Source organism: Mesorhizobium sp. M1088 (assembly GCF_040318575.1).
Classification (GTDB): Bacteria; Pseudomonadota; Alphaproteobacteria; order Rhizobiales; family Rhizobiaceae; genus Mesorhizobium.
The window spans coordinates 203,262-229,105 of sequence record NZ_JAMYMO010000006.1 but is presented as its reverse complement, the minus strand read 5'-3'; the positions used below and the strand labels follow the sequence as shown (position 1 = coordinate 229,105).

The following is a 25,844-nucleotide window of genomic DNA, read 5'->3' as shown; positions in this document are numbered from 1 at the left end:
ACATGACGTCCAAACCAGAAAAAGTTCGTTGGGGCATTCTCGGGCCCGGCAACATCGCCAAGGCTTTTGCCGGGGGCGTCGCCCATTCGCGCACCGGCACATTGGTCGCCTTAGGGGCGCGCAATCCCGGCAAGGCGGGGCTCACCGAGGCTTTCCCCGGCGCCCGCATCCTGGACGGCTACGAGGCTTTGGTTGGCGATCCGGATGTCGACGCGATCTATATTTCGACGCCGCATCCGAGCCATGCCGAATGGGCGATCAAGGCGGCCGAGGCCGGAAAGCACGTGCTTTGCGAAAAGCCGCTTGGCCTGACCGCATTCGAAGCCGACGCCATGATCCATGCCGCGCGCAAGGCCGGCACCTTTCTCGGCGAAGCCTTCATGTACCGGCTGCATCCGCAGACGGCCAAGCTGGTCGAGCTGATCAGGGCCGGCGCGATCGGCGACATCAAGATGATCAAATCCAGCTTCGGCTTCGCCATGCCGGGCTTCATGCCGGAGCACCGGCTTTACGCCAAGGATCTCGCCGGCGGCGGCATTCTCGATGTCGGCGGTTATCCCGTCTCGATGGCGCGGCTGATTGCCGGCGCAGCAGTGGGAAAGCCCTTCGCCGAGCCGGACAAAGTCGTCGGCGCTGCGCATCTCGGCCAATCCGGCGTCGACGAATGGGCGTCGGCGCTGTTGCATTTTCCGGGCGGCATCGTCGCGGAAGTGTCCTGCAGCATCTCGCTCGCTCAGGACAATGTCTTGCGTATTGTCGGCAGCAAAGGCCGCATCGAGGTGGCGGATTTCTGGTATGCCAGCGGCCAGCAAGGCGGCACCGGCGAAATCCGCATCATCCGTCCGGGTGACACCGAGGTGGTCGAGGTCACGGAGGACGGCTGGCTGTACGCATTTGAGGTCGACGCCGCCGGCGAGGCCATTCTCGGCGGAATGCAGGAGTTCGCCTGGCCCGGCATGGGCTGGGCCGACAGTCTTGGCAATCTGCGCGTGCTCGATAAATGGCGGGCCGCGATCGGGCTCGAATACGACATCGAGAAACCAGCAAAGCGCGTCAACACGATCTCCGGACGGAAGCTGCGCTCCGGCGGAACCGCCATCCCCAAGCGCAGCATTCCGGGCCTGCCGCGGCCGGCCTCGTGCCTGGCGCTCGGCTTCGAGGATTTCCGCACCTTTTCGTCGGGCGCCATCCTGCTCGATGCCTATTTCGAGGCCGGCGGCAATCTGTTCGACACCGCCTTCGTCTACGGCTCCGGCTATACCGAGACGCTGCTCGGCCAGTGGCTGAAGAACCGCGGCGTGCGCGAGCAGTCGGTGGTCATCGGCAAGGGCGCGCACTCGCCGCTCTGCTATCCCGACGTCATCGGCAAGCAGCTCACCCAGTCGCTCGAACGGCTGCAGACCGACCATATCGACGTCTATTTCATGCACCGCGACAATCCGGACGTGCCGGTCGACGAGTTCGTCGATGCGATGGACCGCGAGGTCAAGGCCGGCCGCATTCGCGGTCCGTTCGGCGGCTCGAACTGGACGATGGACCGCATGGACAAGGCGATTGCCTATGCCGAGCGCACCGGCAAGCAGAAGCCCGGCGCGCTTTCCAACAATTTCTCGCTGGCCGAGATGCTGGAGCCGATCTGGGCAGGCTGCGTCACCTCCTCCAGCGACGAATGGAAGGCCTGGCTCGCCGCCCGGCAGATGCCGAATTTCGCCTGGTCGAGCCAGGGCCGCGGCTTCTTCACCGACCGCGCCGGGCGCGACCGGCGCGATAATGAGGAGCTGGTCCGGGTCTGGTATTCGGAGAGGAATTTCGGCCGTCGCGACCGCGCCATCGAGCTCGCCAAACGGCTGGGCAAAAGCCCGATCCACGTCGCGCTCGCCTATGTGCTGGCGCAGCCGTTTCCGTCCGTCCCGCTGATCGGGCCGCGCACGCTCGACGAGTTGGAAGACAGCCTCCAGGCGCTCGACATCTCACTTTCGCCGGACGATCTCGCATGGCTGGATAGCGGTTCGGATCAGGCCCGCGCGCGGGCCTGACGGCAGCGGCAGTCGCTTCGGCCTACGCTGCGCCCTTAGCTTCCGGACTGTTTGCACGGCCCTTACCCTCTCCCGCAAAGAACCGGGAAAGGGTAAGAATGAGGTCAGCGCAAAGGCCACTGGAAGTTAGGCAAGACAGATGCTCGACATCGCACCGACGAAACAGGCTGCCACCTGGCTCGATTCCTTTGCCCGGGCGCTCGAGGCCGGCGACGTCGAGGCGGCAACCAATTTGTTCGTCGAGGACTGCTACTGGCGCGATCTCTTGACCTTCACCTGGAACGTCAGGACGATGGAGGGCCGCGTCGCGATCCGCGACATGCTGGCGGCGACGCTGGCAACGACAAAACCTGCCCGGTGGCAGCTCAGCGGCGAAGCGACTTCGGACGAAGGCACGATCGAAGCCTGGTTTTCTTTCGAGACGTCATCGGCGTGGGGCCAAGGCATCATGCGCCTCAGGGACGGCAAATGCCGGACACTGTTTACCGCGATGAGCGATCTCAAGGGGTTTGAGGAGCGCAAGGGCCCGGCGCGGCCGCTGGGTGTCCGCCACAAGGCCGATCCGGAGCGCGAGACCTGGCTGGAGGCGAGGGCGCGCGAGACGCGTGAACTCGGCGCCGGCCAGCAGCCTTATTGCCTGGTCATCGGCGGCGGCCAGGGCGGCATCATGCTGGGCGCCCGGCTCCGGCAATTGGCCGTGCCGGCCATAGTCATCGAGAAGAACGCTCAGGCCGGCGATTCCTGGCGCAATCGCTACCGCTCGCTCGTGCTGCACGACCCGGTCTGGTACGACCATCTGCCCTACATACCGTTTCCCGAGAACTGGCCCGTGTTCACGCCCAAGGACAAGATGGGCGACTGGCTGGAGATGTATACGCGCGTCATGGAGCTCAACTACTGGACCTCCACGACATGCGTGAGCGCGTCCTATGACGAGACCGAAAGGGTCTGGACGGTCGAACTCGATCGCGCCGGCGAGCGCATCACGCTAAAGCCGAAGCATATCGTCTTTGCGACCGGCGCCTATGGCCCGCCCAGGCGCATCGACCTGCCGGGTGCCGATGGCTTCAACGGCGAGATCCTGCATTCCAGCCAGTATTCCAGCGGCGAGAAATTCCGCGGCAAAAAGGTCGCCGTCATCGGCGCCGCAAGTTCCGGCCATGACGTCAGCGTCGACCTCTGGGAGAGCGGCGCCGAGGTGACGATGGTCCAGCGCTCGCCGACGACGGTGGTCAAGTCGGACACGCTGATGGAGATCGGTTTCGAGATCTTTTCGGAAAAGGCGCTGGCCCGCGGCATCACCACCGAGAAGGCCGACATGATTGTCGCCTCGACGCCGTTCGCGCTGCTGCCGCAAGGCCAGCGGGCGCTTTACGACATCATCAAGGCGCGCGACGCGGCCTTCTACGATCGTTTGCGCGGCGCCGGCTTCGCCATCGATTTCGGCGACGACGAGACCGGGCTCCTGATGAAGGCCTACCGCACCGGCTCGGGCTTCTACATCGATGTCGGCGCTTGCGACCTGATCATCGACGGCGAGATCGGCATCCGCAGCGGCGTCGGGATCAAGTCGCTGACGCAGACAGGCATCCTCTTCGACGACGGCACCGAACTGGCGGCCGACGCAATCATCGCCTGCACCGGCTATCTCTCGATGAACGAAACGGTGGCGGCGATCGTCTCGCGCGAAGTCGCCAACAAGGTCGGCCCGTGCTGGGGGATTGGCTCGGGCGTGAAAGGCGACCCGGGTCCATGGCAAGGCGAATTGCGCAACATGTGGAAGCCGACGGCACAGGAAGCGCTGTGGTTCCACGGCGGCAATCTGGCGCTGTCGCGCTTCTATTCGAAGTACGTCGCGCTGCAGATCAAGGCGAGGATGGAAGGCATTGCGACGCCGGTTTATGGAGCGGCGGGGCGGTGAAGCTGTGATCTCCCCCCTTGAGGAGGAGATGGCCGGCAGGCCAGAGGGGGTCGCCGCGCGTCGAGCGCCAGCCTCCATCCGTTGCAGGAAGACGAGCCCGGTCGAACCGACCCCCTCTGTCGCCTTCGGCGACATCTCCCCCTCAAGGGGGGAGATCACCCACGCCCGAAATGCCGGCTCGCCACCTCGACATGCGTGTCGTGCGCATGCGCTTCGAAACGCTCGGTTTCGCCGAGATCGTCCACCGCCTCGTTCGGCCACCAGCTGCCGCCGACCACGATTCCGTCCGAGACCAGCCGTTGCTCGGCGACCAGCGAGGCGCCGACCGAATCGACAAAGGTGAAGCGGCCCGGACGCAGCCGCAGCACCGCGATGTCGCCGACCGCACCCACCGCCAGCCTGCCGAGATCGGGCCTGGCGATCGCTTCGGCCGGCCGCTGTGTCGCGGCGCGCAGCACCTCGACCAGCGGCATGCCGAGCGCCAGCAGCTTCGACATGCACACCAGAATGTCGAAGGCCGGCCCGTCGACGCAGTAGAGATGCACGTCGCTGCTGATCACGTCCGGCGCCAGCCCCTCGCCGAGCATCGCTTTCGCCACTTCGAAATCGAACGAGCCCATGCCGTGGCCGATATCGAAGATGACGCCGCGCTCGCGCGCCAGCCGCATATCTGGCCGCACCGCCCCCGAGGCGAAGACCGGCGCGTTGGGAAACGGCCGGAAGCAGTGGGTGAGGATGTCGCCCTTGCGCAACCGCGGCAGCACTTCCGAGCGGCCCGGCGGCGGCTCGTCTATGTGCGCCATCAGCGGCAGGCCGGCTTTGTCGGCGGCTTCGAGCGCGAGATCGACCGGCGCGATGCCGCTGGTGCCGCCGGCATGGCGACCCGAGCGGACCTTGATGCCGACAACCACGTCCGCGTGCTCGCGAGCCGCCGCTACCGTCTCGCGCGGTTCGCAGAGCCGGAGGTCGCTGCACTCGCCGACCGCCACGGTCTGCGAGAAGCCGAATATGCCGGCAAAGGAAATGTTGACGTAAGCCAGAATACGGACTTTCGAGCGCTCGATGACGTGGCGGCGAAAGCCGAGGAAATTGCCGGCGCCGGCACTTCCGGCATCGATGAAGGTGGTGGTGCCGCTCTTTGCGGCGAGCCGGTCGGCATCGACGCCGAGCGACGTGCCGCCCCAATAGACATGGCTGTGCAGGTCGATCAGGCCCGGCGCGACGATCGAGCCCGTGGCATCGATGACGCGGGCGGCACGTTCGAAGGGGATTTCGGTGTCGATCGCGGCGATACGGCCGTCGGCAATCGCCAGATCGCGCTGCGCGTCGAGGCCGGACGCCGGATCGATGAGGCGGCCGCCTTTTATCAGGAGATCGAATTGCATCGCGCCTGTCTCCACTTTCCCGTCAGGCCGGCCTGTAGGCAACGGCCTCGACCTCGATCTTGATGTCGATCATCAGCCGCGACTCCACTGTCGTGCGCGCCGGCGGGTCTTTCGGGAAATGCCTGGCATAGACGGTGTTGAAGATGCCGAAATCGCGGGCGTCTTCGAGCCAGACCGTCGTCTTGACTACGTCGTCGAGGGTACAGCCGGCCAGCGCCAGTGCCGCCTTGACGTTCGACAGCACCTGCTCGGTCTGTTCGGCGATGCCGCCCTTGACCACCAGCCCGTCTGTGCCGACCGGCACCTGGCCTGAGACATAGACGAAGTCGCCGGCCCTGACCGCCGGCGACAACGGCACATGGGATTTTCCAAAACACTGCTTGGGCAAGGAGGTCTCCTGTCTAGGTTCTTTGGGTGAACGCGCGATGCTGCGAGAGATAGGGGGCGGCTGCACGCCATCGATCCACATTTTGAAAGCCTATATCGCTTTGCTGCGGTAACGCCAGAACGATCACCGCCCTTGGTGATCCTTCGCGCCCCCCTCTGTCCTGCCGGACATCCTCCCCCTCTAGTGGGGAGATCGGCAGCTTCGCCGATAGCATCCATTCAGCCACCTTGGAGATTGGCGAAAGCCGCGGTGACATCCAATCTCCCCCCTGGAGGGGGAGATGCCCGGCAGGGCAGAGGGGGGCGCTGTCCCGCCAGCGTCTGGACCCGCGACACCAGCCCGCTCAGCGGTCGATCCGCGTCGACAGGATGATCGACGACGACGTGCGCTCGACTCCGTCCATGGCGCCGATCTGGTCGAGAAGCGTGTCGAGATCCCTGATCGACGGCGCCTCGACGATGACGATCATGTCGAAATTGCCGCTGACCGAATGCAGCGTGCGAACCGGTGCCAGCGCCTGCAGGCTGCGCACCACCTTGTCGGCAAGCTTGGGGGTGACGGTGAGCAGGACATGCGCCCTGACCAGCCCCTGCTCGTAATCCGGCGACAGCCTGACCCCATAGCCGGCGATGATGCCGCGCTGTTCCAGCCGCTCGATCCGGCTTTGCACCGTCGTTCGTGAGACGCCGAGCCGCCGTGCCAGTTCGGCGGTCGAGGCGCGCGCATTGGTGCGCAGCAGGGAAAGCAGAGCCTGGTCGGCATCGCTGAGCATTCCGACGCACCTTACCGGCATCTTGCCCAAAGAGAGGCTGCGTTTCGTACAATCTCACGCTTCCTTTCGACAGGCAAGCTGCGATTCTAACCGTGAATTTAGCATTGGTGCGAGGGATCGGTCATGAAGGAAATCATCGTCGTCGGCGCCGGCAAGATCGGCTCGACCATTGCCGAGATGCTGGCTTCCACGGGCGACTACCATGTCACGCTCATCGACCGCTCGGCGGCGCAGCTCGGCGCGGCCGAACTGTCTGAAACGGTCGAGACGCTGGAACTCGACATCGAGGCCGCCGGCACACTCGAAGCGGCCTTGGCCGGCAAATTCGCGGTGCTCAGCGCCGCGCCTTTCCATCTGACCACGCGCATCGCGGAGGCGGCGGCCAGCGCCGGCGTGCACTATCTCGATCTGACCGAGGACGTCGTCAGCACCAGGCGGGTCAAGGAACTGGCTCGTTCCGGCAGCAGAGCCTTCATCCCGCAATGCGGCTTGGCGCCGGGCTTCATCTCGATCGTTGCCAACGATCTCGCCAGCCGCTTCGACACGCTGGAAAGCGTGCGCATGCGGGTCGGCGCGCTGCCCCAGTACCCGTCGAATGCGCTGAACTACAATCTGACCTGGAGCACCGACGGCGTCATCAACGAATATTGCGAGCCTTGCGAGGCGATCGTCGAAGGCGAGCTGATCGAAGTGCCGCCGCTCGAGGAGCGTGAAGAATTCTCGCTCGACGGCGTCACCTATGAGGCGTTCAACACCTCGGGCGGGCTGGGCACGCTGGCCGAAACGCTGAAGGGCAGAGTGCGCACGCTGAACTACCGCACCATCCGCTATCCCGGCCATGCGGCGATCATGAAGGCGCTGCTCAACGACCTCGGCCTGCGCCACCGCCGCGACGTGCTGAAGGACATTTTCGAAAGCGCCCTGCCGGCGACGCTGCAGGACGTCGTCATAGTCTTCGTTACCGTCAGCGGCCGCAAGAACGGCCGACTGCTTCAGGAAACCTACGCCAACAAGATCTACGCCAGGCGCGACGGCGAAATGGTGCGCAGCGCCATCCAGATCACCACCGCCTCCGCCATCTGCGCGGTGCTCGACATGCTCGCCGACGGCACCTTGCCGGCCAGGGGCTTCATCAAGCAGGAGGACATCGCCCTCGACGCCTTCCTGGCCAACCGCTTCGGCCGCGCCTATGCGCAGCACGAAATGGTTAGCCGGCTTGCAGGGTGAGCTGCGTAATCTCCCCCCTCGAGGGGGAGATGTCGCCGACAGAGGGGGTCGCCTCGCGTAGAGCGCCAACCTCCATCTGTCGCAAGGGAGGTCGCATCCAGTCGAACCGACCCCCTCTGGCCTGCCGGCCATCTCCCCCTCAAGGGGGGAGAGCGCGAGCCATCAGACATGCAGTGCGTGCCCCAGCGCCTTCAGCGCCGCTTCCGGAAAACCCTCGCCCTGTGTCGGATGGGCATGGATCGTCCCGGCGATGTCCTCCAGCGTCGCGCCCATCTCCAGCGCCAGCCCAAACGCCGTCGACAGTTCCGACACGCCCTGGCCGACGGCCTGGATGCCAAGCACCAGATGGTTGTCCGCCCGCGCCACTACCCGGACGAATCCGTCCTCGCCCAACTTCGTCATCGCCCGGCCATTGGCGGTGAAGGGAAACAGTCCGACCCTGATCTCGCCACGGGTCTTGGCCTCCTCCGGCGACAGGCCTGCGGTGACCAGCTCCGGATCGGTGAAACAGACAGCCGGGATCGCTCGTCTGTCCCAGCTGCGCTTGTGGCCGGCGACGATCTCGGCGACCATTTCGCCTTGCGCCATGGCCCGATGCGCCAGCATCGGCTCGCCGGTGACGTCGCCAATGGCAAAGAGGCCGCGCATCGAGCTGCGGCACTGGTCGTCGATGCGGATGAAGGGTCCGGCCATGTCGAGGTCGATCTGCTCCAACCCCCAGCCTTCAGTTACCGGCTTGCGACCGACCGTGACCAGCACCTTGTCGGCAGCGATCTTGCCGTTCTTGCCGCCATTCGTCTCGACCAGCAGCGCGTCGCGCTTAGTGGACAGCCCCTTGGCCTTGGCGTTCACGAGCACCTCGATGCCGAGTTCGGCCAGCCGCTTCACCACCGGCCGGGTCAGTTCCGCATCATATTGCGCCAGCACGCGCGGCAACGCCTCGACCACGGTCACCTTGGCGCCCAGCTTGGCAAAGGCGATGCCGAGTTCCAGCCCGATATAACCGCCGCCGACCACCGCCAGCCTCTCCGGAACTTCGCTCAGCGCCAGCGCCTCGGTCGACGAAATGACCGGACCGCCGAACGGCAGCGATGGCAGCTCGACCGGCGCCGAGCCGGTCGCTATCACCACCGTTTCGGCGCGGATCACCTGCATGCCGATCTCGGTCTCGACGGCAACGGTCTTGCCGTCGCGAAATGTCGCCCAGCCATGCACCGTCTTCACGCCAGCTTTCTTCAGCAGGCCGGCGACGCCGTTGTTCAGCCGGCTAACGATGCCGTCTTTCCAGGCAATGGTCGCCGCGAGATCAAGCGACGGTGCCGCGACCGTTATGCCGAGTGGGCTTTTGCCGCCGGCCATGTGCGAGAGCTTTTCGAACTCTTCGGCTGCATGGATCAGCGCCTTTGACGGGATGCAGCCGACATTGAGGCAAGTGCCGCCCGGTCTGCCTGCCTCGACGATCACTGTGTCGATGCCCAGCTGCCCGGCGCGGATGGCACAGACATAGCCGCCCGGACCGGCGCCGATGACCAGCAGCTTGCAGGAGATTTCCTTCATCATTGCACCTTAGTTCGACGAGCCGGCGGGGCAGCACCCCCCTCTGTCCTGCCGGACATCTCCCCCTCGAGGGGGGAGATTGGCAGCTTTCGCGTTCGGCTTAGTCCTGCAAAGCTGGAGATTGGCGAAAGGCGGGATGACGTCCGATCTCCCCCCTTGAGGGGGAGATGCCCGGTAGGGCAGAGGGGGGCGCGAAGGATCGCTACTGCTCTCATCCCGCGCCCCTGCGATCCTCTGTTCATCTCCTCAGTCCACAAAAATCAGCGCCGGCGTCTCCAGCAGCGTCTTGATCCGCTGGATAAACACCGCCGCGTCCCAGCCGTCGATGACGCGGTGGTCGAAGCTGGAGGACAGGTTCATCATCTTGCGCGGGATGAACTGGCTGCCGTCCCATACCGGCCGCACCATCATCTTGTTGACGCCGACGATCGCCACTTCCGGATGATTGATCACCGGCGTCGTCGCCACGCCGCCCATGGCGCCCAGCGAAGTGATGGTGATGGTCGAGCCCGAGAGCTCGTCGCGCGTCGCCGTGCCGGATTTTGCCGCCTCGGCCAGCCTGACAACCTCGGCTGCAGAGTCCCAGATGTCGCGCGCCTCGGCGTGCTTGACCACCGGCACCATCAGCCCGGAAGCCGTCTGCGCGGCGATGCCGATGTGGACGCCGCCATGCTGGTGGACGATGCCGGCTTCGTCGTCGAACAGTGCGTTGACATTGGGCTGGTCGGCGATTGCCTTGACCATCGCCCGCATCAGGAACGGCAGCAGCGTCAGCTTCGGCCTGTCTGCGCCCGGCCGCTTCTCCTTGTTGAGCGCGGCGCGCAAATCCTCGAGCGCGGTGACGTCGATCTCCTCGACATAGGTGATATGCGGGATGCGCGACTTGGCCAGCGTCATCTTCTCGGCGATCTTTCGCCTGAGCCCGACTATCTTGATGTCCTCGACCGCCTCGTTGCGGGCGAGGCCAGGGGCCTTCGCGAGCTGCGGTCCGCGTGCCAGGAAGGCGTCGATGTCCTCGTGCCGGATGCGGCCGGCCGGGCCGGTTCCCGGGACCTGCCGAAGGTCGATGCCGGCCTCTTTCGCCCTGAGGCGGACGGCCGGCGAGGCCAGTGGCTTTTCTCCCTCGGGGCGCGGCGCACCGACCGGCGCTATACCCCCGAAAGCCGGCGCAGTACCCCCACCCCTAACCCCTCCCCACAAGGGGGAGGGGGACTCCGTATCCGCCGTTCGTGCGCCCTCGGTTCTTGGCACATGCCCGACCAAGGGCGAGCTGGACCTGGCTTCGGCTTTGGCGGCCGAAGCTCGTCCCCCTCCCCCTTGTGGGGAGGGGCTAGGGGTGGGGGTAGGTGCCGCCTCACCCTCCGCCGATTTCGCGCCTGCGTTCACATTTCCCTCGCCGGCCACCTTCAACCTGACAATCGGCGAGCCGATCGCCACCGTGTCGCCGATCTCGGCGCCCAACCAGACGATCTCGCCATCGACGGGCGACGGAATTTCGACCGTCGCCTTGTCGGTCATGACAGCGGCAAGCACGGCGTCCTCGCGCACGAGATCGCCGACCTTGACCTGCCATTCGACGAGCTCGGCCTCGGCGACGCCTTCGCCGACATCGGGCAGCTTGATGACATATTCGCCCATCGTTCCCTCTTCAGGCTTCCATCGTTTCGACCAGCGCGCGGCCTAGCCGGGCAGGACCGGGAAAATAGTCCCACTCCTGCGCATGCGGATAGGGCGTGTCCCAGCCGGTGACCCGCGCCACCGGCGCTTCCAGATGGTAGAAGCAGCTCTCCTGAACCAGCGCCGAAAGTTCGGCGCCGAACCCCGATGTCAGCGTCGCCTCGTGCACGATGACGCAGCGCCCGGTCTTGTTGACCGATGCGACGATCGTCTCGAGATCGAGCGGCAGCAGTGTCCTCAGATCTATGATCTCGGCATCGATGCCGGTCTCCTCGGCTGCCGCCTGGGCGACATAGACCATCGTGCCATAGGCAAGCACGGTGACTGCCGCACCCGGCCGTCGGATCACCGCCTTGCCGAGCGGCACCGTGTAATGGCCGTCGGCAACCTCGCCGAGCTCATGTTTCGACCATGGCGTTACCGGCCGCTCATGATGACCGTCGAATGGGCCGTTATAAAGCCGCTTCGGCTCCAGGAAGATCACCGGGTCCGGATCCTCGATCGCCGCGATCAGCAAGCCCTTGGCGTCATGCGGGTTCGAGGGCACCACGACTTTCAGGCCGGAGACGTGGGTGAACAGCGCCTCCGGGCTCTGGCTGTGGGTCTGGCCGCCGAAAATGCCGCCGCCGGTCGGCATTCTCACGACGATCGGGCAGGTGAAATCGCCGTTCGACCGGTAGCGCAGCCGCGCCGCTTCCGAGACGATCTGGTCATAGGCTGGATAAACATAGTCGGCAAACTGCACCTCGACGCAAGGCTTCAGCCCGTAGGCGGCCATGCCGATGGCCGCGCCGACAATGCCGGATTCGCTGATCGGCGCATCGAAGCAGCGGCTCTTGCCGTATTTCGCCTGCAGGCCTTGCGTGCAGCGGAAGACGCCGCCGAAGAAGCCGACATCCTCGCCGAACACGATGACTTGGCTGTCGCGCGCCATCGACACGTCCATGGCGTCGCGGATCGCCTCGATCATGGTCCGCCGCGGCATGGTCAGACCCCTGCCTGTTGGCGCTGGCGCCTGAGATGCGGCGGCATCTCGGCATAGACGCCCTCGAACATGTCGCGCGCCGAGGGCTTGCCGCCGGCATGCAGGGTGCCATGGCGCTCGGCCTCCCGCTGCGCCGAAATCACCGTGTCAAGGATTTCCGCCTCGGCCTGGGCGTGGCGTTCGTCCGACCAGACGCCGCGCTGGATGAGATGGTTCTTCAGCCTGACGATCGGGTCGCCGAGCGGCCAGGCATCGGACTCGGCCTTCGGCCGGTAGGCCGACGGGTCGTCGGAGCTCGAATGGGCGCCGACGCGGTAAGTGACGTATTCGACCAGCGTCGGCCCGAGATTGCTGCGCGCCCGTTCCGCCGCCCATTTGGCCACCGCATGGACGGCGAGATAGTCGTTGCCGTCGACGCGCAGCGACGGAATACCGAAGCCGAGCCCACGGGCGGCAAAAGTACCGGAGCCGCCGCGGGCGATGCCCTGGAAGGTCGAGATCGCCCACTGGTTGTTGACGACGTTGAGCACGACCGGCGCCTTGTAGGTCGAGGCAAACACCAGCGCCGAATGGAAGTCGGATTCGGCAGTCGAGCCGTCGCCGATCCAGGCGGCGGCGATCTTTGAATCATTGCTGATTGCCGAGGCCATCGCCCAGCCGACCGCCTGGATGTACTGCGTCGCCAGGTTGCCGGAGATCGAGAAGAAGCCGTGCTCCTTCGATGAATACATGATCGGCAATTGCCGCCCTTTCAGCGGATCGGCCTCGTTCGAATAGATCTGGTTCATCATCGTGACCATCGGGTAGCCGTCGGCGATGAGCAGGCCGGCCTGCCGATAGGTCGGAAAATTCATGTCGCCGCGCGACAGCGCCTTGCGGAAGGCGCAGCTCACTGCCTCTTCGCCGAGATGCTGCATGTAGAAAGAGGTCTTGCCCTGGCGCTGCGCCATCTGCATGCGCGCATCGAAGCTGCGCAGCGTCATCATATGGCGCAGCCCCTCCAGCAACTCGTCGTCCGAAAGCAGCCCTGCCCACGGCCCGACCGCCTCGCCGGCGCGGTTGAGCACGCGGATGATCGAGAAGGCCAGATCGCGGATGTCGCGCGGGTCGACGTCGATCTTCGGGCGCGGCACCGAGCCAGCTTTTGGAATGCTCACATTGGAGAAATCCGGCGTCCCGCCCGGCCGCACTTCCGGTTCCGGAACATGGAAGCGCAGCATTCCGGCATCGGCCATGATCTCGGTCCTCCACTGTTGCCCGGCCAGGATACTTGCACACCGCCAGACCAGTGCCAATTCGTCGGGCGAGGCTTCGCTGCCGCTGGCTGCTGCCCGCGGCAGACAGGATGGAGATATGTCGGCGAAATTTCTTGTCGATCTTCCGCGCCGGCGCGCAATTTGGGAGATGATTGCGCGGGTTTCCCGCCAGATAAGGCAATGCGTCGGGTTGGGCGGCGCGAGCACCTCCTTCTCCCCTTGTGGGAGAAGGTGGCCGAGCGAAGCTCGGTCGGATGAGGGGTGTTCCAGCTTGGCACCAACAGTGCTCCGTCCAGCACCCCTCAACCGTCTTGGCGCTGCGCGCCAATCCACCTTCTCCCACAAGGGGGAGAAGGAAAGGAGGGCGGCGCCGTTCACCCCGCGCCCGCGTCATGCTAATCAGCGCCCATGGCACAAAAGAAAGCATACGAGGTCGATGCATGGCTCGCGAAGCCGGATCCGCGCGTCTCGATCGTGCTGCTTTACGGTCCCGATCGCGGGCTGGTTGCCGAGCGGGCAAAGGCCTTTGCCGGCAAGACCGGCCTGCCGCTCGACGATCCGTTCTCGGTCGTCAGGCTGGACGGATCGGAAGTCGATCGCGACGAGGGCCGTCTGCTCGACGAGGCGCGCACCGTGCCGATGTTTTCGGAGCGGCGCCTGCTATGGGTGCGCAACGCCGGCGCTCAGAAGGCGCTTGCCGATGACGTCAAGGCGCTGACGTCGGAGCCCGCGCGGGACGCCATCATCCTCATCGAGGCCGGCGACCTGAAGAAGGGCGTCGGCCTGCGCGCCGTGGTGGAGGCGGCGGACAATGCCATGGCATTGCCTTGCTACGCCGATGAGGCCAGGGATATCGATACGGTCATCGACGACGAACTGCGCAAGGCCGGCATGTCGATGACACTGGAAGCGCGGCAGGCGCTGCGCCGCAATCTCGGCGGCGACCGGCTGGCCTCGCGCGGTGAAATCGAAAAGCTGGTGCTTTATGCGCATGGCCAGGCCGAAATCGGCCTCGACGACGTCAAGGCGACATCCGGCGATGTGTCCGGCCTCTCCTTCGATGCGGCCGTCGACGCCCTGCTCGAAGGCAGGATCGCCGACTTCGACACCGCCTTCACCCGCCATTGCCAGTCCGGCGGCCAGCCCTTTCTGGTACTTTCATCGGCGATGCGGCAGTTGCAGGCGATCCAGGCGATGCGCGGCCTGATGGACGCCGGCGGCCGCAATGCCGCTTCGGTCGTTGCCGCGGCGCGCCCGCCGGTGTTTTTCTCCAGGCGCAAGCTGGTCGAGAAAGCCCTCGAACGCTGGAGCAGCGAGGCGCTCGGCCGCGCCCTCAACCGCCTGCAGACGGCGGTGCTGCAGACACGCCGGCGGCCGGATCTGTCGGTCGCGCTGGCACGCCAGGCCCTGCTCGGCATCGCAGTAGAGAGCGCAAGGCTGGCGCAGCGCACCTGATCTTCCCCCTTGAGGGGGAGATGTCGCCAAAGGCGACAGAGGGGGTCACAGCGCGTAAAACACCAGCCCCTTCCGCGAAGACAGAGGACGTGGGCGCTTGAAATTTGACGACCCCTTCTGGCCTGCCGGCCGTCTCCCCCTCAAGGAGATTAACTACTTCGACGATTTCGCCAATCACCGCGCGGCAGCAAAACGTTCTTTGCCGGCTAATTTTAGCAACCTACCTACTCCCGCTTCAGCCTTCGACAAAGCTCGTCGAGCTGCTCCAGCGTCCGGTAGGCGACGCTGATCACGCCGCCGCGCTGGTTGTGCTCGATCGTGACGATCATGCCGATCGTGCTGGTCATCAGCCGCTCCAGCGCCAGTGTGTCGGCATCCTTTTGCGGCGGGGGCGCGGGCTGGCGCTTTGCCGCCGGCGCGCCGACCGGCATTTGCGCCAGCGCCTCGGCCTGGCGCACCGAAAGCCCCTCGTCGATGATCCGCTTGGCAAGCCCGGCCGGGTCGTTGGCCGTCACCAGGGTACGGGCGTGGCCGGCAGAGAGCGCCCCGTCGACCAGCATGTCGCGGATGACGTCGGGCAGCTTGAGTAGCCTCAGCGTATTGGCGACATGGCTGCGGCTCTTGCCGATCACCTGGCCGAGATCGGCCTGGGTATAGCCATGGTCGTCGATCAGCTGCTGGTAGCCGAGCGCCTCCTCGACCGGGTTGAGGTCGGTGCGCTGGACGTTTTCGATGATCGCCAGTTCGAGCGCCGTGCGATCGTCGACGTCGCGCACGATAATCGGGATTTCGGTCAGCCCGGCGCGTTGCGCCGCGCGCCAGCGTCGCTCGCCGGCGATGATCTCGTAGCGGCCCGGCTGGGTTTTCGACGGCCGCGCCACCACCGGCTGCACCACGCCATGTTCGCGGATGGACTGGGCGAGGTCGGTCAGGTCGGCGTCGCCAAAATGCCGGCGCGGGTTTTTCGGGTTAGGGCTGAGGAACTCGATCGGCACCTTGCCGTCGGCCGCCAGCCCGGGCTTTTCCGGTGCCGCCGGGCGATCGATTTCGCCGATCAGCGCCGCCAGTCCTCGTCCCAGTCTTTTCCTCGAAGGGTCTTCGTTCATCGTCCGTCCAGATCGTTTCGGTGTCGAATCGGCTTATTGTTCAGGCAGCACGCAATTTGCGCTCGCGGCGGATGACTTCCGAAGCAAGCTGCAGATAGGCCTGGCTGCCCGAGCATTTGAGGTCGTAGAGAATCGCCGGCTTGCCATAGGACGGCGCCTCGGAAACGCGGACATTGCGCGGGATGACGGTTTCATAGACCTTGTCGCCCATATGCGCCCGCACATCCTGCACCACCTGGTTGGCGAGATTGTTGCGCCCGTCGAACATGGTCAGCACGATGCCCTGGATCGTCAGGTCGGGGTTGATCGAGCGGCGCACCTGCTCGACCGTCTCCAAAAGCTGGCTCAGGCCCTCCAGCGCGAAAAACTCGCACTGCAGCGGCACCAGCACCGAATCGGCCGCAGCCATCGAATTCAGTGTCAGCAGGTTGAGCGACGGCGGGCAGTCGATCAGCACATAGCCGAAATTGGCCGAGCGCTCAGCCGAAGCCCGCAGAGCGTTGCGCAGCCGCAGCACCCGATCCGGCGCCGAGGCGATTTCCATCTCGATGCCGAGTAGGTCGAGCGTCGACGGTACGATCGACAGGCCAGGCACCGCCGTCGGGATCGCCGCCGCTTCGAGATCCAGCTCGCCGGTCAGCACATCATAGGACGAGACGGTGCGGTCGCGCCGGTCGATGCCAAGCCCGGTGCTGGCGTTGCCCTGCGGGTCGAGATCGACGATCAGCACCTGTTCGCCTATGGCCGCCAGCGCGGTGGCCAGATTGATGGCGGTCGTCGTCTTGCCGACGCCGCCCTTCTGGTTGGCGACGGTGATGATTCGGGGGCCGTTCTTCATCATGGGTCTATGCCAGAAATTCATTTGGGTCGCCGGTCACAAGCCAGGGTGCTGTCGCAAGTCGGATACTTCGAGAATGACGCCCTGTGCGTCGGTTGCACTGGCATGTTCTACCAGATCGAAAGACCATCGTTGAGCGCTTTCTGCCACTTCGGCGCGGTAATCCCGGCCTTTGTGAAACAGGCCGCGCGACCCCTTGGTCAGCCACGGTGCCGCCAGGTCGAGCAGGTCGGGCAGCGAGGCGAGTGCCCTGGCTGTGACGATTTGCGGTGCAGGAACAAGAGGATAGCTGTCGTCGATGCGGCGCGCGATAACCTTGGCGGGCAGGCTGAACTGTCCGATGACCGCTTGCAGGAACGATGCTTTTTTCCGATTGATTTCAACCAGGTCGATACCGGCGCCGTCCCGCTCGGCAAGCAAAAAGGCCAGCACAAGGCCGGGAAACCCACCGCCGGAGCCGAGATCGACCCAGCGCTTCGCCTCTGGTTTGATTCGCGCCAGCTGCGCGCTGTCGAGGATGTGGCGGCGCCAGACATCGTCCTGCGTCGATTGCGCGGCCAGATTGATCCGGCGGTTCCATTTCTGGAAGACGGCCTCGAACTCGACCAGGCGATCGAATGTTTCACGTGAAACCGGGCCCGCTGCCGCCTGCAGGTTTGCCCAGGACGCTGCGCTCACGCGACCTGCTTTCGCGCGGCCGCCTCGGCATTGCGGACATGGGCGACAATAATCGCCAGCGCGGCCGGCGTCATGCCTTCCATGCGTTGCGCATCGGCAATCGAGCGCGGCTGGCGTGCCAGCATCTTCTGCTTCAACTCGTTCGACAGGCCGGGAACAGAAGCAAAGTCGAGCGATTTGGGAATAAGCCTGCTCTCCTCATGCCTGATCTGCGAAACATCGGCCTGCTGCCGGTCGAGATAGACAGAATATTTGGCTTCCGTTTCAAGACGTTCGGCCGTTTTGCTGTCGATCGCCGCGAAAGCCGGCTCGATTCGCGCCAGCCAGGCGATGTCGACGCCGGGATAGGCCAGCAGCTCATAGGCCGAGCGGCGGACGCCGTCCCGGTTGATTTCGAGCCCATGGCGCGCCGCCTCATTGGGGGTCATGGTGGTGCCGAGGGCGAGCTGTCGCGCCTTCTCAAAGTCTTGCATACTATTGTTGAACCGCTGCATCCGCTCCGGCGAGGCAATCCCCAGCCTTATCGCCAGTGGCGTCAGCCGCTCATCGGCGTTGTCGGCTCGCAGCGATAGCCGGAACTCGGCCCGCGAGGTGAACATGCGGTAGGGTTCGGCAATGCCGCGGCTGGTCAAATCGTCGACCATCACGCCGATATAGGCTTCGGTGCGGCTGAGCACGATTTCCTCGCTCGCCGACGCCTTGCGCGCCGCATTCAAGCCGGCAAGCAGCCCCTGCGCGCCGGCCTCCTCGTAGCCGGTGGTGCCGTTGATCTGGCCGGCGAGGAAAAGGCGGGCGATCCGCCTGGTTTCCAGCGTCGGCTTGAGCTCGCGTGGATCGACATGGTCATACTCGATGGCATAGCCCGGCTGCAGCATGGTTGCCCGCTCCAGCCCCGGAATGGTCTTCAGGATGTCGAGTTGCACGTCCTCGGGCAGCGAGGTCGAAATGCCGTTCGGGTACACCGTGTCGTCGTCCAGCCCTTCCGGCTCCAGAAAGATCTGGTGGCCTTCGCGGTCACCGAACTTGACGATCTTGTCTTCGATCGACGGGCAATAACGCGGCCCGACGCCTTCGATCGAGCCCGAATACATGGCCGAGCGGCCGAGATTGGCGCGAATCAGCTCGTGCGTCGCATTGGTCGTTCGGGTAATGCCGCAATGGATCTGCGGATTTTCGATGCGATCGGTCAGCAGCGAGAACGGCACGGGGTCCTCGTCCGCCGCCTGGCTCTCCAGTGACGCCCAATCGATCGTCCTGCCGTCCAGCCGCGGCGGCGTGCCGGTCTTCAGCCGCCCGAGCTTGAAGCCGGCGCGGCTCATCGTCGCCGACAGGCCGATGCTCGCCTGCTCGTTCATGCGGCCGGCGACGATCTTCTTCTCGCCGATATGGATCAGCCCGCGCAGAAAAGTGCCGGTCGTCAGCACCACGGCGCCGCAGGCGAGCCGGCTTCCATCCGCCAGCAGCACCGCCGCGATGCGTCCGTCGTCGATTTCCCCGTCGTTGATTTCGAAATCCAGCACCTCGCCTTCGATGACATCGAGGCCAGCCTGTTCGCGAATCGCCGCCTGCATGGCGAGCCGATAGAGTTTTCGGTCGGCCTGCGTCCGTGGCCCGCGCACCGCCGGCCCTTTGCGGCGGTTGAGCAAACGGAACTGGATGCCGGCCGCATCGGCAACGCGGCCCATCAGCCCGTCCATGGCGTCGATCTCACGAACCAGATGGCCCTTGCCGAGGCCGCCGATCGCCGGATTGCAGGACATCACGCCAATCGTGTCGAAGCACAGCGTCACCAGCGCGGTCCTGGCGCCAGCCCGCGCGGCCGCACTAGCCGCCTCGCAACCAGCATGACCGCCGCCCACCACCACCACATCATAGTGATTGGTCATTTGTATATTCCGATTCAAATCCGCCGACACATGTGCCCGTGAGCCTGCACTGTCAAGGACACCCACTAGTCGTTTCACGTGAAACAATTCCGTCTGCGTTCATCGCTACGTGTTTCACGTGAATCATCACCGGCTTCCCCCCACTAAGCGAGCAAGCTAGCGACACGCCCGCATCTCGGTACTTGGCAATGTTTCACGTGAGTCATTTGCCGATACAGAACTGCGAAAAAATAACGTCCAGCATATCCTCGACATCGACCGCCCCGACGATGCGTCCAAGCCGATCCGCCGCCAGGCGCAGTTCCTCGGCCCGTAGCTCCTGCCCGCGATCACCACTGACCACTGCTGCGAGCAGGAAGCGTTTCGTCTCGTTGAGCAGCTCGACGTGCCGCAGCCGCGACGGCAGGACATCGCCGGCCTTGCCGATCTGGACTGCGGCACGACGCCCGATCTCGTCCAGCAGTTCGGCCAGACCCGTGCCGTCCCGCGTCGAGATAGCGAAATCATAGTGCACCGCAGGCGAGGGCGATTTACCCCCCAGCAGGTCAATTTTTGTTCCAACCCTCAGCGCCTGAATGTCGCCCGGCGGCACACCGATTGCGATTGGCTCCGCCAGATCCTCAAGCAGCAACAGCAGATCGGCGCTGTGCGCCTTGGTCCTGGCCTTCTCGATGCCGATCGCCTCTATCTTGCCGGGCGCCTCGCGCAGACCGGCGGTGTCGGTTACCCTGACCCGCACCCCTTCCAGGTCCAGTACCACCTCGAGCAGGTCGCGGGTCGTGCCCGGCTCGTCGGTGACGATGGCCGCTTCGCGCCGCGCCAAGGCGTTGAACAGGCTGGACTTGCCGGCATTCGGTGCGCCGAGGATTACCACTTCGAACCCGTCGCGGATGATTTCGGCAGCGCGGAAGCCGGCGACGTGGCGCTCGATTTCGTCGATCATGGCCCGGACATTGGACCAGACCGTATCAGCGACCGAGCCCGGCACGTCATCCTCGTCGGCAAAGTCGATCTCGGCCTCGATCATCGCGCGGGCGTGGATCAGCCGTCGGCGCCAGCCCAGATAGACTTCGCTCTGCACGCCTTGGGCGTTGTGAACGGCAAAGCGCCGCTGCGCCTCGGTTTCAGCGTTGATGAGATCGGCCAGCGCCTCGGTTTCGACCAGATCGAGCTTGCCGTTGAGAAAGGCGCGGCGGGTGAATTCGCCAGGCTCGGCATGCCTGACGCCGTCGAAGGAGGCGATCGTTTCCAGCATCCTCGCCACAACGGCGCGCCCGCCATGAACATGGAACTCTGCAACGTCCTCGCCGGTAAAACTGTCGGGGCCGGCAAAGAAGACGACCAGGCCGCTGTCCAGCACCGATCCGTCGGGCGCCCGGAACTTGCGATAGGTGGCAACGCGGTTTGGCACCTTCGATCCAGCAATCGTTTCGACAGCGAATCGACTCTGCGGCCCGGAAATCCGGATCACCGCAATGCCGGCCGGCAGGCGCCCGCTCGACAGCGCCACGATGGAGTCTTTTGAAATCATTTGCCCGCTCTGCCGAAGCGCCCTAGCTATGCCTGTTCAATCCGCATCGAGTAGTGCCGTGACATTGCCTGCACAAAACCTGCTTGCCGAAGAGGCCAGCCCCTATCTGCAGCAGCACAGCGGCAATCCCGTGCACTGGCGGCCATGGTCGCCCGCCGCTCTGGCCGAAGCAAAGGTGCTGCAGCGTCCGATCCTGCTCTCTGTCGGCTACGCCGCGTGCCATTGGTGCCACGTCATGGCGCATGAGAGCTTCGAGAACGACGACGTCGCCGCCGTCATGAACCGTCTCTTCGTCAATATCAAGGTCGACCGCGAGGAGCGCCCCGACATCGACCAGATCTACATGGCGGCGCTGTCCTCGATGGGCGAGCAGGGCGGCTGGCCGCTGACCATGTTCCTGACCCCGGACGGCAAGCCGTTCTGGGGTGGCACTTACTTTCCGCGCGAAGCCCGCTACGGCCGGCCGGGTTTCGTCCAGGTGCTGGAGGCGGTTGACAAGGCTTGGCGGGAGAAGAAAGAAAGCGTTAACCAGAGTGCCGACGGCCTGACCACGCATGTCGAGATGAGGCTGGCGGGCAGTCATGGCAAGGCCGTGCTCGACCGCGGCATGCTGGCGAACCTCGCCAATGGCATTGACAGCATGATCGACCGCGATTTGGGCGGTCTGCGCGGCGCGCCGAAATTCCCCAACGCGCCGTTCATGCAGAGCCTCTGGCTGACCTGGCTGCGCGACGGCACCGCATCGCACCGCGACGCCGTTCTCCTCAGCCTCGAAAAGATGCTGGCCGGTGGCATCTATGACCATATTGGCGGCGGACTCAGCCGCTACTCGACCGACGCCGAATGGTTGGTCCCGCATTTCGAAAAAATGCTCTACGACAATGCCCAGCTCATCCGCTTGTGCAATTGGGCCTATGCGTCAACCGGCGAGGAATTGTTCCGGCTGCGAATCGAAGAGACCATTGCCTGGCTGTTGCGCGAAATGCGAGTCGAGGGCGATGCCTTCGCCGCCAGCCTTGATGCCGATAGCGAGGGCGAGGAGGGGTTGTTCTACACCTGGAGCAGGGATGAGCTCGAGGCAGCCCTTGGCGACGATTCAGCATTGTTTTTCAAATACTTCACGCTTGCCGATCCGCATGGTTGGGAAGGCAAGCCGATCATTTGCCAGACTGATGCTCAACAGGCGCAGAGCGTCGTCGATCGTGACCTTCTGCTTCCGCTCAAGCAAAGGCTGCTGGCAGCGAGGGAACAGCGCGTGCGGCCCGGGCGTGACGGCAAGGCCCTGACCGACTGGAACGGCTTGATGATCGCAGCCCTTGCCGAGGCCGGACGGTCGCTTGGCCGATCCGACTGGATCGAAGCGGCGGCAACGGCCTTTGCCGCGATTGCGGCTGCCGGACGTGACGGCCGCCTGCCGCATTCGATGCTCGGCGCAAAGAAGCTGTTTCCGGCTCTGTCGAGCGACTATGCCGCCATGGCCAACGCCGCCATCTCACTGTTCGAGGCGACCGGCAATCCCGACTACATCGATCGCGCCGGGAACTTCATTGAGCAACTCGATCTTTGGCACCGGGACAGCGACAAGACCGGCTATTATCTGACCGCGTCCGACAGCGCGGATGTGCCGATCCGCATCCGCGGCGATGTCGACGAAGCCATTCCTTCCGCTACCGGCCAGATCATCGAGGCTCTGGTCCGATTGTCGTCGCTTTCGGGCGATCTCGATATCTGGGAAAAAGCCTGGACAGTCGCAGAGCACGCGGGCGGGCGGGCGGAGCACCAGGGCTATGGCCAGGCGGGTATAGTCAATGCCTGTGCCTTGGCGCTTGAACCGCTGAAGCTGGTGATCGTGGATAGACCGGAGACTCTAAGGCTTGTTCCGGTTGCGAATCGAAATCCAGACCCGCGCCGGGTGGACATCGTCGTGCCTGTTGGCTCGGCGACAAATCTGCCGGCCTTGCCAGGCGGCGTCCTGCCGCCAACGGCCGAGCCCGGCGCCTGGCTCTGCACGGGGCAGGTCTGCCTGCCGGTGATAACCGACGCTGAGGAACTCGAGCGGCAGTTGCGCCGTCGATAGGTCGAGGTGCACAGAACCGGAACGCCGGCGGGACAGCGCCTTGCCCCCTTTACGTATTCATCGAATCGAAGAAATCCGCGTTGGTCTTGGTCTGCTTGAGCTTGTCGATAAGGAACTCGATGGCGTCGGTCGTTCCCATCGGCGCCAGGATGCGGCGCAGCACGAAGATCTTCTGCAGGTCCTGGCGCGGAACCAGCAGGTCTTCCTTGCGGGTGCCGGATTTGAGGATGTCCATGGCCGGATAGATGCGCTTGTCCGCCACCTTGCGGTCGAGCACGATTTCCGAATTGCCGGTGCCCTTGAACTCTTCGAAGATGACCTCGTCCATGCGGCTGCCGGTATCGATCAGCGCCGTGGCGATGATGGTCAGCGAGCCGCCTTCCTCGATATTGCGGGCAGCACCGAAGAAGCGCTTCGGCCGCTGCAGCGCGTTGGCGTCGACACCACCGGTCAGCACCTTGCCGGATGACGGCACGACGGTGTTGTAGGCGCGGCCGAGGCGGGTGATCGAATCCAGCAGGATGACGACGTCACGGCCGTGCTCGACCAGGCGCTTGGCCTTCTCGATGACCATTTCGGCAACCTGGACGTGGCGCACCGCCGGCTCGTCGAAGGTCGAGGACACCACCTCGCCCTTCACCGAGCGCTGCATGTCGGTGACTTCCTCCGGCCGCTCGTCGATCAGAAGCACGATCAAATAGCATTCCGGATGGTTGGTGGTGATCGAATGGGCGATGTTCTGCAGCAGCACCGTCTTGCCGGTGCGCGGCTGCGCCACGATCAACGCGCGCTGGCCCTTGCCGAGCGGCGCCACCAGGTCGATGACGCGCGCCGAAATATCCTTGGAGGTCGGAACCTCCATCTCCATCTTCAGCCGCGAGGTCGGATAAAGCGGCGTCAGATTGTCGAAATGAATTTTATGGCGGATTTTTTCCGGGTCGTCGAAATTGATCGTGTTGACCTTGAGCAGCGCGAAATAGCGCTCGCCCTCTTTCGGGCTGCGGATCGGCCCTTCGACCGTATCGCCGGTCTTCAGCGAGAACCGCCGGATCTGCGACGGTGAAATATAGATGTCGTCGGGACCCGGCAGATAGTTGGCATTGGCGGAGCGCAGGAAGCCAAAGCCGTCCTGCAGCACTTCGACGACGCCGTCGCCGATGATCTCGATATCCTGGGTCGCCAGCCTCTTCAGGATCGCGAACATTAGCTCCTGCTTGCGCATGACGCTGGCGTTCTCGACTTCGAGCGATTCCGCATAAGCGATCAGCTCTGGCGGTTTCTTGTTCTTGAACTCTGTGAGCTTCATTTCTTGCATCATTAGACGGACTCTGAGTAAGCTTTGGGAAAAATATCGGCGGGATGCGACAAATGCCGGGCGCGGCCGAAGCGACAAATGGGCGGCGCATGACGGGAAGGAAGACCCGTCTTTTATCGTCGGTCGGTTGAAAGAGCAAGCCGCCTTTTGCGGGCAACCGAAGACGTCAGAACGGTTTCACGATTACCAGGACGACGATGACGATCATCAGCAATGTAGGGATCTCATTGACGATCCGCCAGTGCCTTGCCGATTTTTCATTGCGGTCTTCGGCAAATGTCCGGACGGCGCCGGCGAGATAGCCATGCACGGCCGACAGGCCAACCACCGCAGCGATCTTGGCATGCAGCCAGCCGCCTTGAAAACCAAAGCCTTTCCAGGCGAGCCACAGGCCGAATGCCCAGGTGATCACCATTGCCGGATTGATGATGCCGCGCAGCAGGCGGCGCTCCATCACCTTGAAAGTCTCCGACTGGACGGAGCCTTTTTCGGCATCGGCATGATAGACCAGCAAGCGCGGCAGATAGAGCATGCCAGCCATCCAGGAGATGACGGCAATCACATGGATCGCCTTCGCCCAGGGATAGAAATCATCGGGCCCGAAGAAAAACAGCAGCCCGGCCAGCACCAGGAAGATGGCGATCGCAATTGCCGCGCGGCGCATCGCCCCTCGACCGCTGTTGGTGCTGTTCGCATTGTCTGCGCCCATCATCGTTACGATGCGCTCCGCACCAGTTTCACCATCTGCTCGACATGCGCCAGCGGCGTCTCCGGCGTGATGCCGTGGCCGAGGTTGAAGATCAGTGGTCCGTCGCCCAGCGCCTTCAGGATCGCCCCCACGCCGTCGGCAAGCGCTTTGCCGCCGGCTACAAGCCGCAGCGGATCGAGATTGCCCTGCACGGCGCCGTCACGCTGCAATTCCTTCGCGCTCGACAACGGCACGGTCCAGTCGAGACCCAGCCCGGTCACGCCGGTCTTCTGGCGATAGCTTCGATAGTGATCTCCCGCGCCCTTGGGAAAGCCGATGACCGGAACATTGGGATGGGCAGCCTTCACTTGCCGGACGATCGAGGCCACCGGCTCGACGCAGAACAACTCGAAAGACGCTTCGTCGAGCACGCCTGACCACGAATCGAAGATCTGCACCACGTCGGCGCCGGCCTCGATCTGGCGGATCAGATAGGCAGCCGAATGATCGGCGAGCACCTTCAGCAGCCTAAGAAAGGCCGCCGGCTCGCGATAGCCGAACAGCCTGGCCGGCGCCTGGTCGGGCGTACCGTGGCCGGCAATCATGTAGGTCGCCACCGTCCAGGGCGCACCGCAGAAGCCGATCAGCGTCGTTTCATCAGGCAGTCTGGCGCGCAACCGCCGCACCGTCTCGTAGACCGGCTCGAGATTCACGTGAAACGTTTCGCCGTCGAGAGCCGCAATTTCCGCAGCCGTGATCGGCGTCAGCAGCGGGCCGCGTCCTTCCTCGAAGCGCACGTCGCGGCCGAGCGCATGCGGCACGACAAGAATATCGGAAAACAGGATCGATGCATCGAAGCCGAAGCGTTCGATCGGCTGCAGCGTCACTTCGACGGCGAGATCCGGGTCGTAGCAAAGATCGAGGAAGGATCCGGCCCGTCTCCTCGTCTCCCGGTATTCCGGCAGATAGCGGCCGGCCTGGCGCATCACCCAGAGCGGTGGCGGAAACGCCGCCTTGCCTCTCAACACGTCCAGCACGATCCGGTCTTGAGGCATTGAGCGCTCGC

At 64.5% G+C, this 25,844-nt stretch carries 20 protein-coding genes; 5 read left to right on the top strand and 15 right to left on the bottom strand.

Going from position 1 to position 25,844, the window contains the following annotated elements:
* Positions 1-2 precede the first annotated feature (2 nt).
* Entirely contained in the window at positions 3-2,036 is a 2,034-nt protein-coding gene (locus NKH49_RS10685; RefSeq protein ID WP_352614659.1) for an aldo/keto reductase, read from the top strand.
* A 139-nt stretch (positions 2,037-2,175) separates the two neighbouring features.
* Positions 2,176-3,957 (top strand): NAD(P)-binding domain-containing protein, encoded by a 1,782-nt coding sequence (locus NKH49_RS10680; protein ID WP_352926026.1) that lies wholly within the window; start codon positions 2,176-2,178, stop codon positions 3,955-3,957.
* Positions 3,958-4,112: 155 nt separating this feature from the next.
* On the opposite strand, the gene NKH49_RS10675 is transcribed toward NKH49_RS10680, so the two are convergent.
* The 3 genes from NKH49_RS10675 to NKH49_RS10665 form a co-directional block, all read right to left on the bottom strand.
* Positions 4,113-5,342, bottom strand: coding sequence for an amidohydrolase/deacetylase family metallohydrolase (locus NKH49_RS10675; RefSeq protein ID WP_352614663.1), 1,230 nt, complete (start codon positions 5,340-5,342; stop codon positions 4,113-4,115).
* 22 nt (positions 5,343-5,364) lie between these two features.
* Positions 5,365-5,730, bottom strand: a complete 366-nt coding sequence (locus NKH49_RS10670; protein WP_023675940.1) for a RidA family protein — start codon at positions 5,728-5,730, stop codon at positions 5,365-5,367.
* A 343-nt stretch (positions 5,731-6,073) separates the two neighbouring features.
* Complete coding sequence (locus NKH49_RS10665; RefSeq protein ID WP_352474012.1) at positions 6,074-6,502, bottom strand: Lrp/AsnC family transcriptional regulator; 429 nt, start codon at positions 6,500-6,502, stop codon at positions 6,074-6,076.
* A gap of 123 nt (positions 6,503-6,625) precedes the next feature.
* Here NKH49_RS10665 and NKH49_RS10660 point away from each other — a divergent pair, with 123 nt between their 5' ends.
* Positions 6,626-7,729, top strand: a complete 1,104-nt coding sequence (locus tag NKH49_RS10660) for a saccharopine dehydrogenase family protein (RefSeq protein WP_352614666.1) — start codon at positions 6,626-6,628, stop codon at positions 7,727-7,729.
* 162 nt (positions 7,730-7,891) lie between these two features.
* Here NKH49_RS10660 and lpdA read toward each other — a convergent pair whose 3' ends face one another.
* The 4 genes from lpdA to NKH49_RS10640 form a co-directional block, all read right to left on the bottom strand.
* A complete protein-coding gene (gene lpdA / locus NKH49_RS10655; RefSeq protein ID WP_352614784.1) occupies positions 7,892-9,286 on the bottom strand; it encodes a dihydrolipoyl dehydrogenase in 1,395 nt (464 codons plus the stop codon).
* Positions 9,287-9,532: 246 nt separating this feature from the next.
* Positions 9,533-10,924: a dihydrolipoamide acetyltransferase family protein gene (locus tag NKH49_RS10650; protein WP_352614668.1), complete on the bottom strand. Its 1,392-nt coding sequence runs from the start codon at positions 10,922-10,924 to the stop codon at positions 9,533-9,535.
* A 10-nt stretch (positions 10,925-10,934) separates the two neighbouring features.
* Positions 10,935-11,948 (bottom strand): alpha-ketoacid dehydrogenase subunit beta, encoded by a 1,014-nt coding sequence (locus NKH49_RS10645; RefSeq protein WP_352614670.1) that lies wholly within the window; start codon positions 11,946-11,948, stop codon positions 10,935-10,937.
* A gap of 2 nt (positions 11,949-11,950) precedes the next feature.
* Positions 11,951-13,183, bottom strand: coding sequence for a 3-methyl-2-oxobutanoate dehydrogenase (2-methylpropanoyl-transferring) subunit alpha (locus NKH49_RS10640; protein WP_254817940.1), 1,233 nt, complete (start codon positions 13,181-13,183; stop codon positions 11,951-11,953).
* Positions 13,184-13,612: 429 nt separating this feature from the next.
* Here NKH49_RS10640 and holA point away from each other — a divergent pair, with 429 nt between their 5' ends.
* On the top strand, positions 13,613-14,659 hold the full coding sequence (holA, locus tag NKH49_RS10635) for a DNA polymerase III subunit delta (protein ID WP_352614672.1): 1,047 nt from the start codon (positions 13,613-13,615) through the stop codon (positions 14,657-14,659).
* 224 nt (positions 14,660-14,883) lie between these two features.
* Here the strand turns inward: holA and NKH49_RS10630 are convergent, their stop codons facing one another.
* The 5 genes from NKH49_RS10630 to mnmE all read right to left on the bottom strand — a co-directional run bounded on the left by NKH49_RS10630 (position 14,884) and on the right by mnmE (position 20,698).
* Complete coding sequence (locus NKH49_RS10630; protein WP_352614674.1) at positions 14,884-15,765, bottom strand: ParB/RepB/Spo0J family partition protein; 882 nt, start codon at positions 15,763-15,765, stop codon at positions 14,884-14,886.
* Positions 15,766-15,805: 40 nt separating this feature from the next.
* Positions 15,806-16,606, bottom strand: a complete 801-nt coding sequence (locus NKH49_RS10625) for a ParA family protein (protein WP_084642633.1) — start codon at positions 16,604-16,606, stop codon at positions 15,806-15,808.
* A 33-nt stretch (positions 16,607-16,639) separates the two neighbouring features.
* Positions 16,640-17,281, bottom strand: coding sequence for a 16S rRNA (guanine(527)-N(7))-methyltransferase RsmG (gene rsmG / locus NKH49_RS10620; protein WP_352614676.1), 642 nt, complete (start codon positions 17,279-17,281; stop codon positions 16,640-16,642).
* Positions 17,278-19,167 (bottom strand): tRNA uridine-5-carboxymethylaminomethyl(34) synthesis enzyme MnmG, encoded by a 1,890-nt coding sequence (gene mnmG / locus NKH49_RS10615; RefSeq protein WP_352614677.1) that lies wholly within the window; start codon positions 19,165-19,167, stop codon positions 17,278-17,280. Before mnmG ends, rsmG begins: the two co-directional genes overlap by 4 nt.
* A gap of 202 nt (positions 19,168-19,369) precedes the next feature.
* Complete coding sequence (mnmE, locus tag NKH49_RS10610) at positions 19,370-20,698, bottom strand: tRNA uridine-5-carboxymethylaminomethyl(34) synthesis GTPase MnmE (protein WP_352614679.1); 1,329 nt, start codon at positions 20,696-20,698, stop codon at positions 19,370-19,372.
* Between the two features lie 58 nt (positions 20,699-20,756).
* Between mnmE and NKH49_RS10605 the strand changes: the two genes are divergently transcribed.
* Positions 20,757-22,775, top strand: a complete 2,019-nt coding sequence (locus NKH49_RS10605; RefSeq protein ID WP_352614681.1) for a thioredoxin domain-containing protein — start codon at positions 20,757-20,759, stop codon at positions 22,773-22,775.
* A gap of 49 nt (positions 22,776-22,824) precedes the next feature.
* Here NKH49_RS10605 and rho read toward each other — a convergent pair whose 3' ends face one another.
* The 3 genes from rho to hemE form a co-directional block, all read right to left on the bottom strand.
* Positions 22,825-24,090, bottom strand: a complete 1,266-nt coding sequence (gene rho / locus NKH49_RS10600; RefSeq protein WP_023675925.1) for a transcription termination factor Rho — start codon at positions 24,088-24,090, stop codon at positions 22,825-22,827.
* A gap of 166 nt (positions 24,091-24,256) precedes the next feature.
* Complete coding sequence (gene hemJ, locus NKH49_RS10595; protein ID WP_352614786.1) at positions 24,257-24,799, bottom strand: protoporphyrinogen oxidase HemJ; 543 nt, start codon at positions 24,797-24,799, stop codon at positions 24,257-24,259.
* Positions 24,800-24,804: 5 nt separating this feature from the next.
* Complete coding sequence (hemE, locus tag NKH49_RS10590; RefSeq protein ID WP_352614683.1) at positions 24,805-25,833, bottom strand: uroporphyrinogen decarboxylase; 1,029 nt, start codon at positions 25,831-25,833, stop codon at positions 24,805-24,807.
* Between the last annotated feature and the right edge of the window lie 11 nt (positions 25,834-25,844).

What these genes read in the sequence shown, in the direction of transcription:
- NKH49_RS10685 (WP_352614659.1), top strand. Translation starts at nt 3, where the DNA reads ATGACGTCCAAACCAGAAAAAGTTCGTTGGGGCATTCTCGGGCCCGGC.
- NKH49_RS10680 (WP_352926026.1), top strand. Translation starts at nt 2,176, where the DNA reads ATGCTCGACATCGCACCGACGAAACAGGCTGCCACCTGGCTCGATTCC.
- NKH49_RS10675 (WP_352614663.1), bottom strand. Translation starts at nt 5,342, where the DNA reads ATGCAATTCGATCTCCTGATAAAAGGCGGCCGCCTCATCGATCCGGCG.
- NKH49_RS10665 (WP_352474012.1), bottom strand. Translation starts at nt 6,502, where the DNA reads ATGCTCAGCGATGCCGACCAGGCTCTGCTTTCCCTGCTGCGCACCAAT.
- NKH49_RS10660 (WP_352614666.1), top strand. Translation starts at nt 6,626, where the DNA reads ATGAAGGAAATCATCGTCGTCGGCGCCGGCAAGATCGGCTCGACCATT.
- lpdA (WP_352614784.1), bottom strand. Translation starts at nt 9,286, where the DNA reads ATGAAGGAAATCTCCTGCAAGCTGCTGGTCATCGGCGCCGGTCCGGGC.
- NKH49_RS10650 (WP_352614668.1), bottom strand. Translation starts at nt 10,924, where the DNA reads ATGGGCGAATATGTCATCAAGCTGCCCGATGTCGGCGAAGGCGTCGCC.
- NKH49_RS10645 (WP_352614670.1), bottom strand. Translation starts at nt 11,948, where the DNA reads ATGCCGCGGCGGACCATGATCGAGGCGATCCGCGACGCCATGGACGTG.
- NKH49_RS10640 (WP_254817940.1), bottom strand. Translation starts at nt 13,183, where the DNA reads ATGGCCGATGCCGGAATGCTGCGCTTCCATGTTCCGGAACCGGAAGTG.
- holA (WP_352614672.1), top strand. Translation starts at nt 13,613, where the DNA reads ATGGCACAAAAGAAAGCATACGAGGTCGATGCATGGCTCGCGAAGCCG.
- NKH49_RS10630 (WP_352614674.1), bottom strand. Translation starts at nt 15,765, where the DNA reads ATGAACGAAGACCCTTCGAGGAAAAGACTGGGACGAGGACTGGCGGCG.
- NKH49_RS10625 (WP_084642633.1), bottom strand. Translation starts at nt 16,606, where the DNA reads ATGATGAAGAACGGCCCCCGAATCATCACCGTCGCCAACCAGAAGGGC.
- mnmG (WP_352614677.1), bottom strand. Translation starts at nt 19,167, where the DNA reads ATGACCAATCACTATGATGTGGTGGTGGTGGGCGGCGGTCATGCTGGT.
- mnmE (WP_352614679.1), bottom strand. Translation starts at nt 20,698, where the DNA reads ATGATTTCAAAAGACTCCATCGTGGCGCTGTCGAGCGGGCGCCTGCCG.
- rho (WP_023675925.1), bottom strand. Translation starts at nt 24,090, where the DNA reads ATGCAAGAAATGAAGCTCACAGAGTTCAAGAACAAGAAACCGCCAGAG.
- hemJ (WP_352614786.1), bottom strand. Translation starts at nt 24,799, where the DNA reads ATGGGCGCAGACAATGCGAACAGCACCAACAGCGGTCGAGGGGCGATG.
- hemE (WP_352614683.1), bottom strand. Translation starts at nt 25,833, where the DNA reads ATGCCTCAAGACCGGATCGTGCTGGACGTGTTGAGAGGCAAGGCGGCG.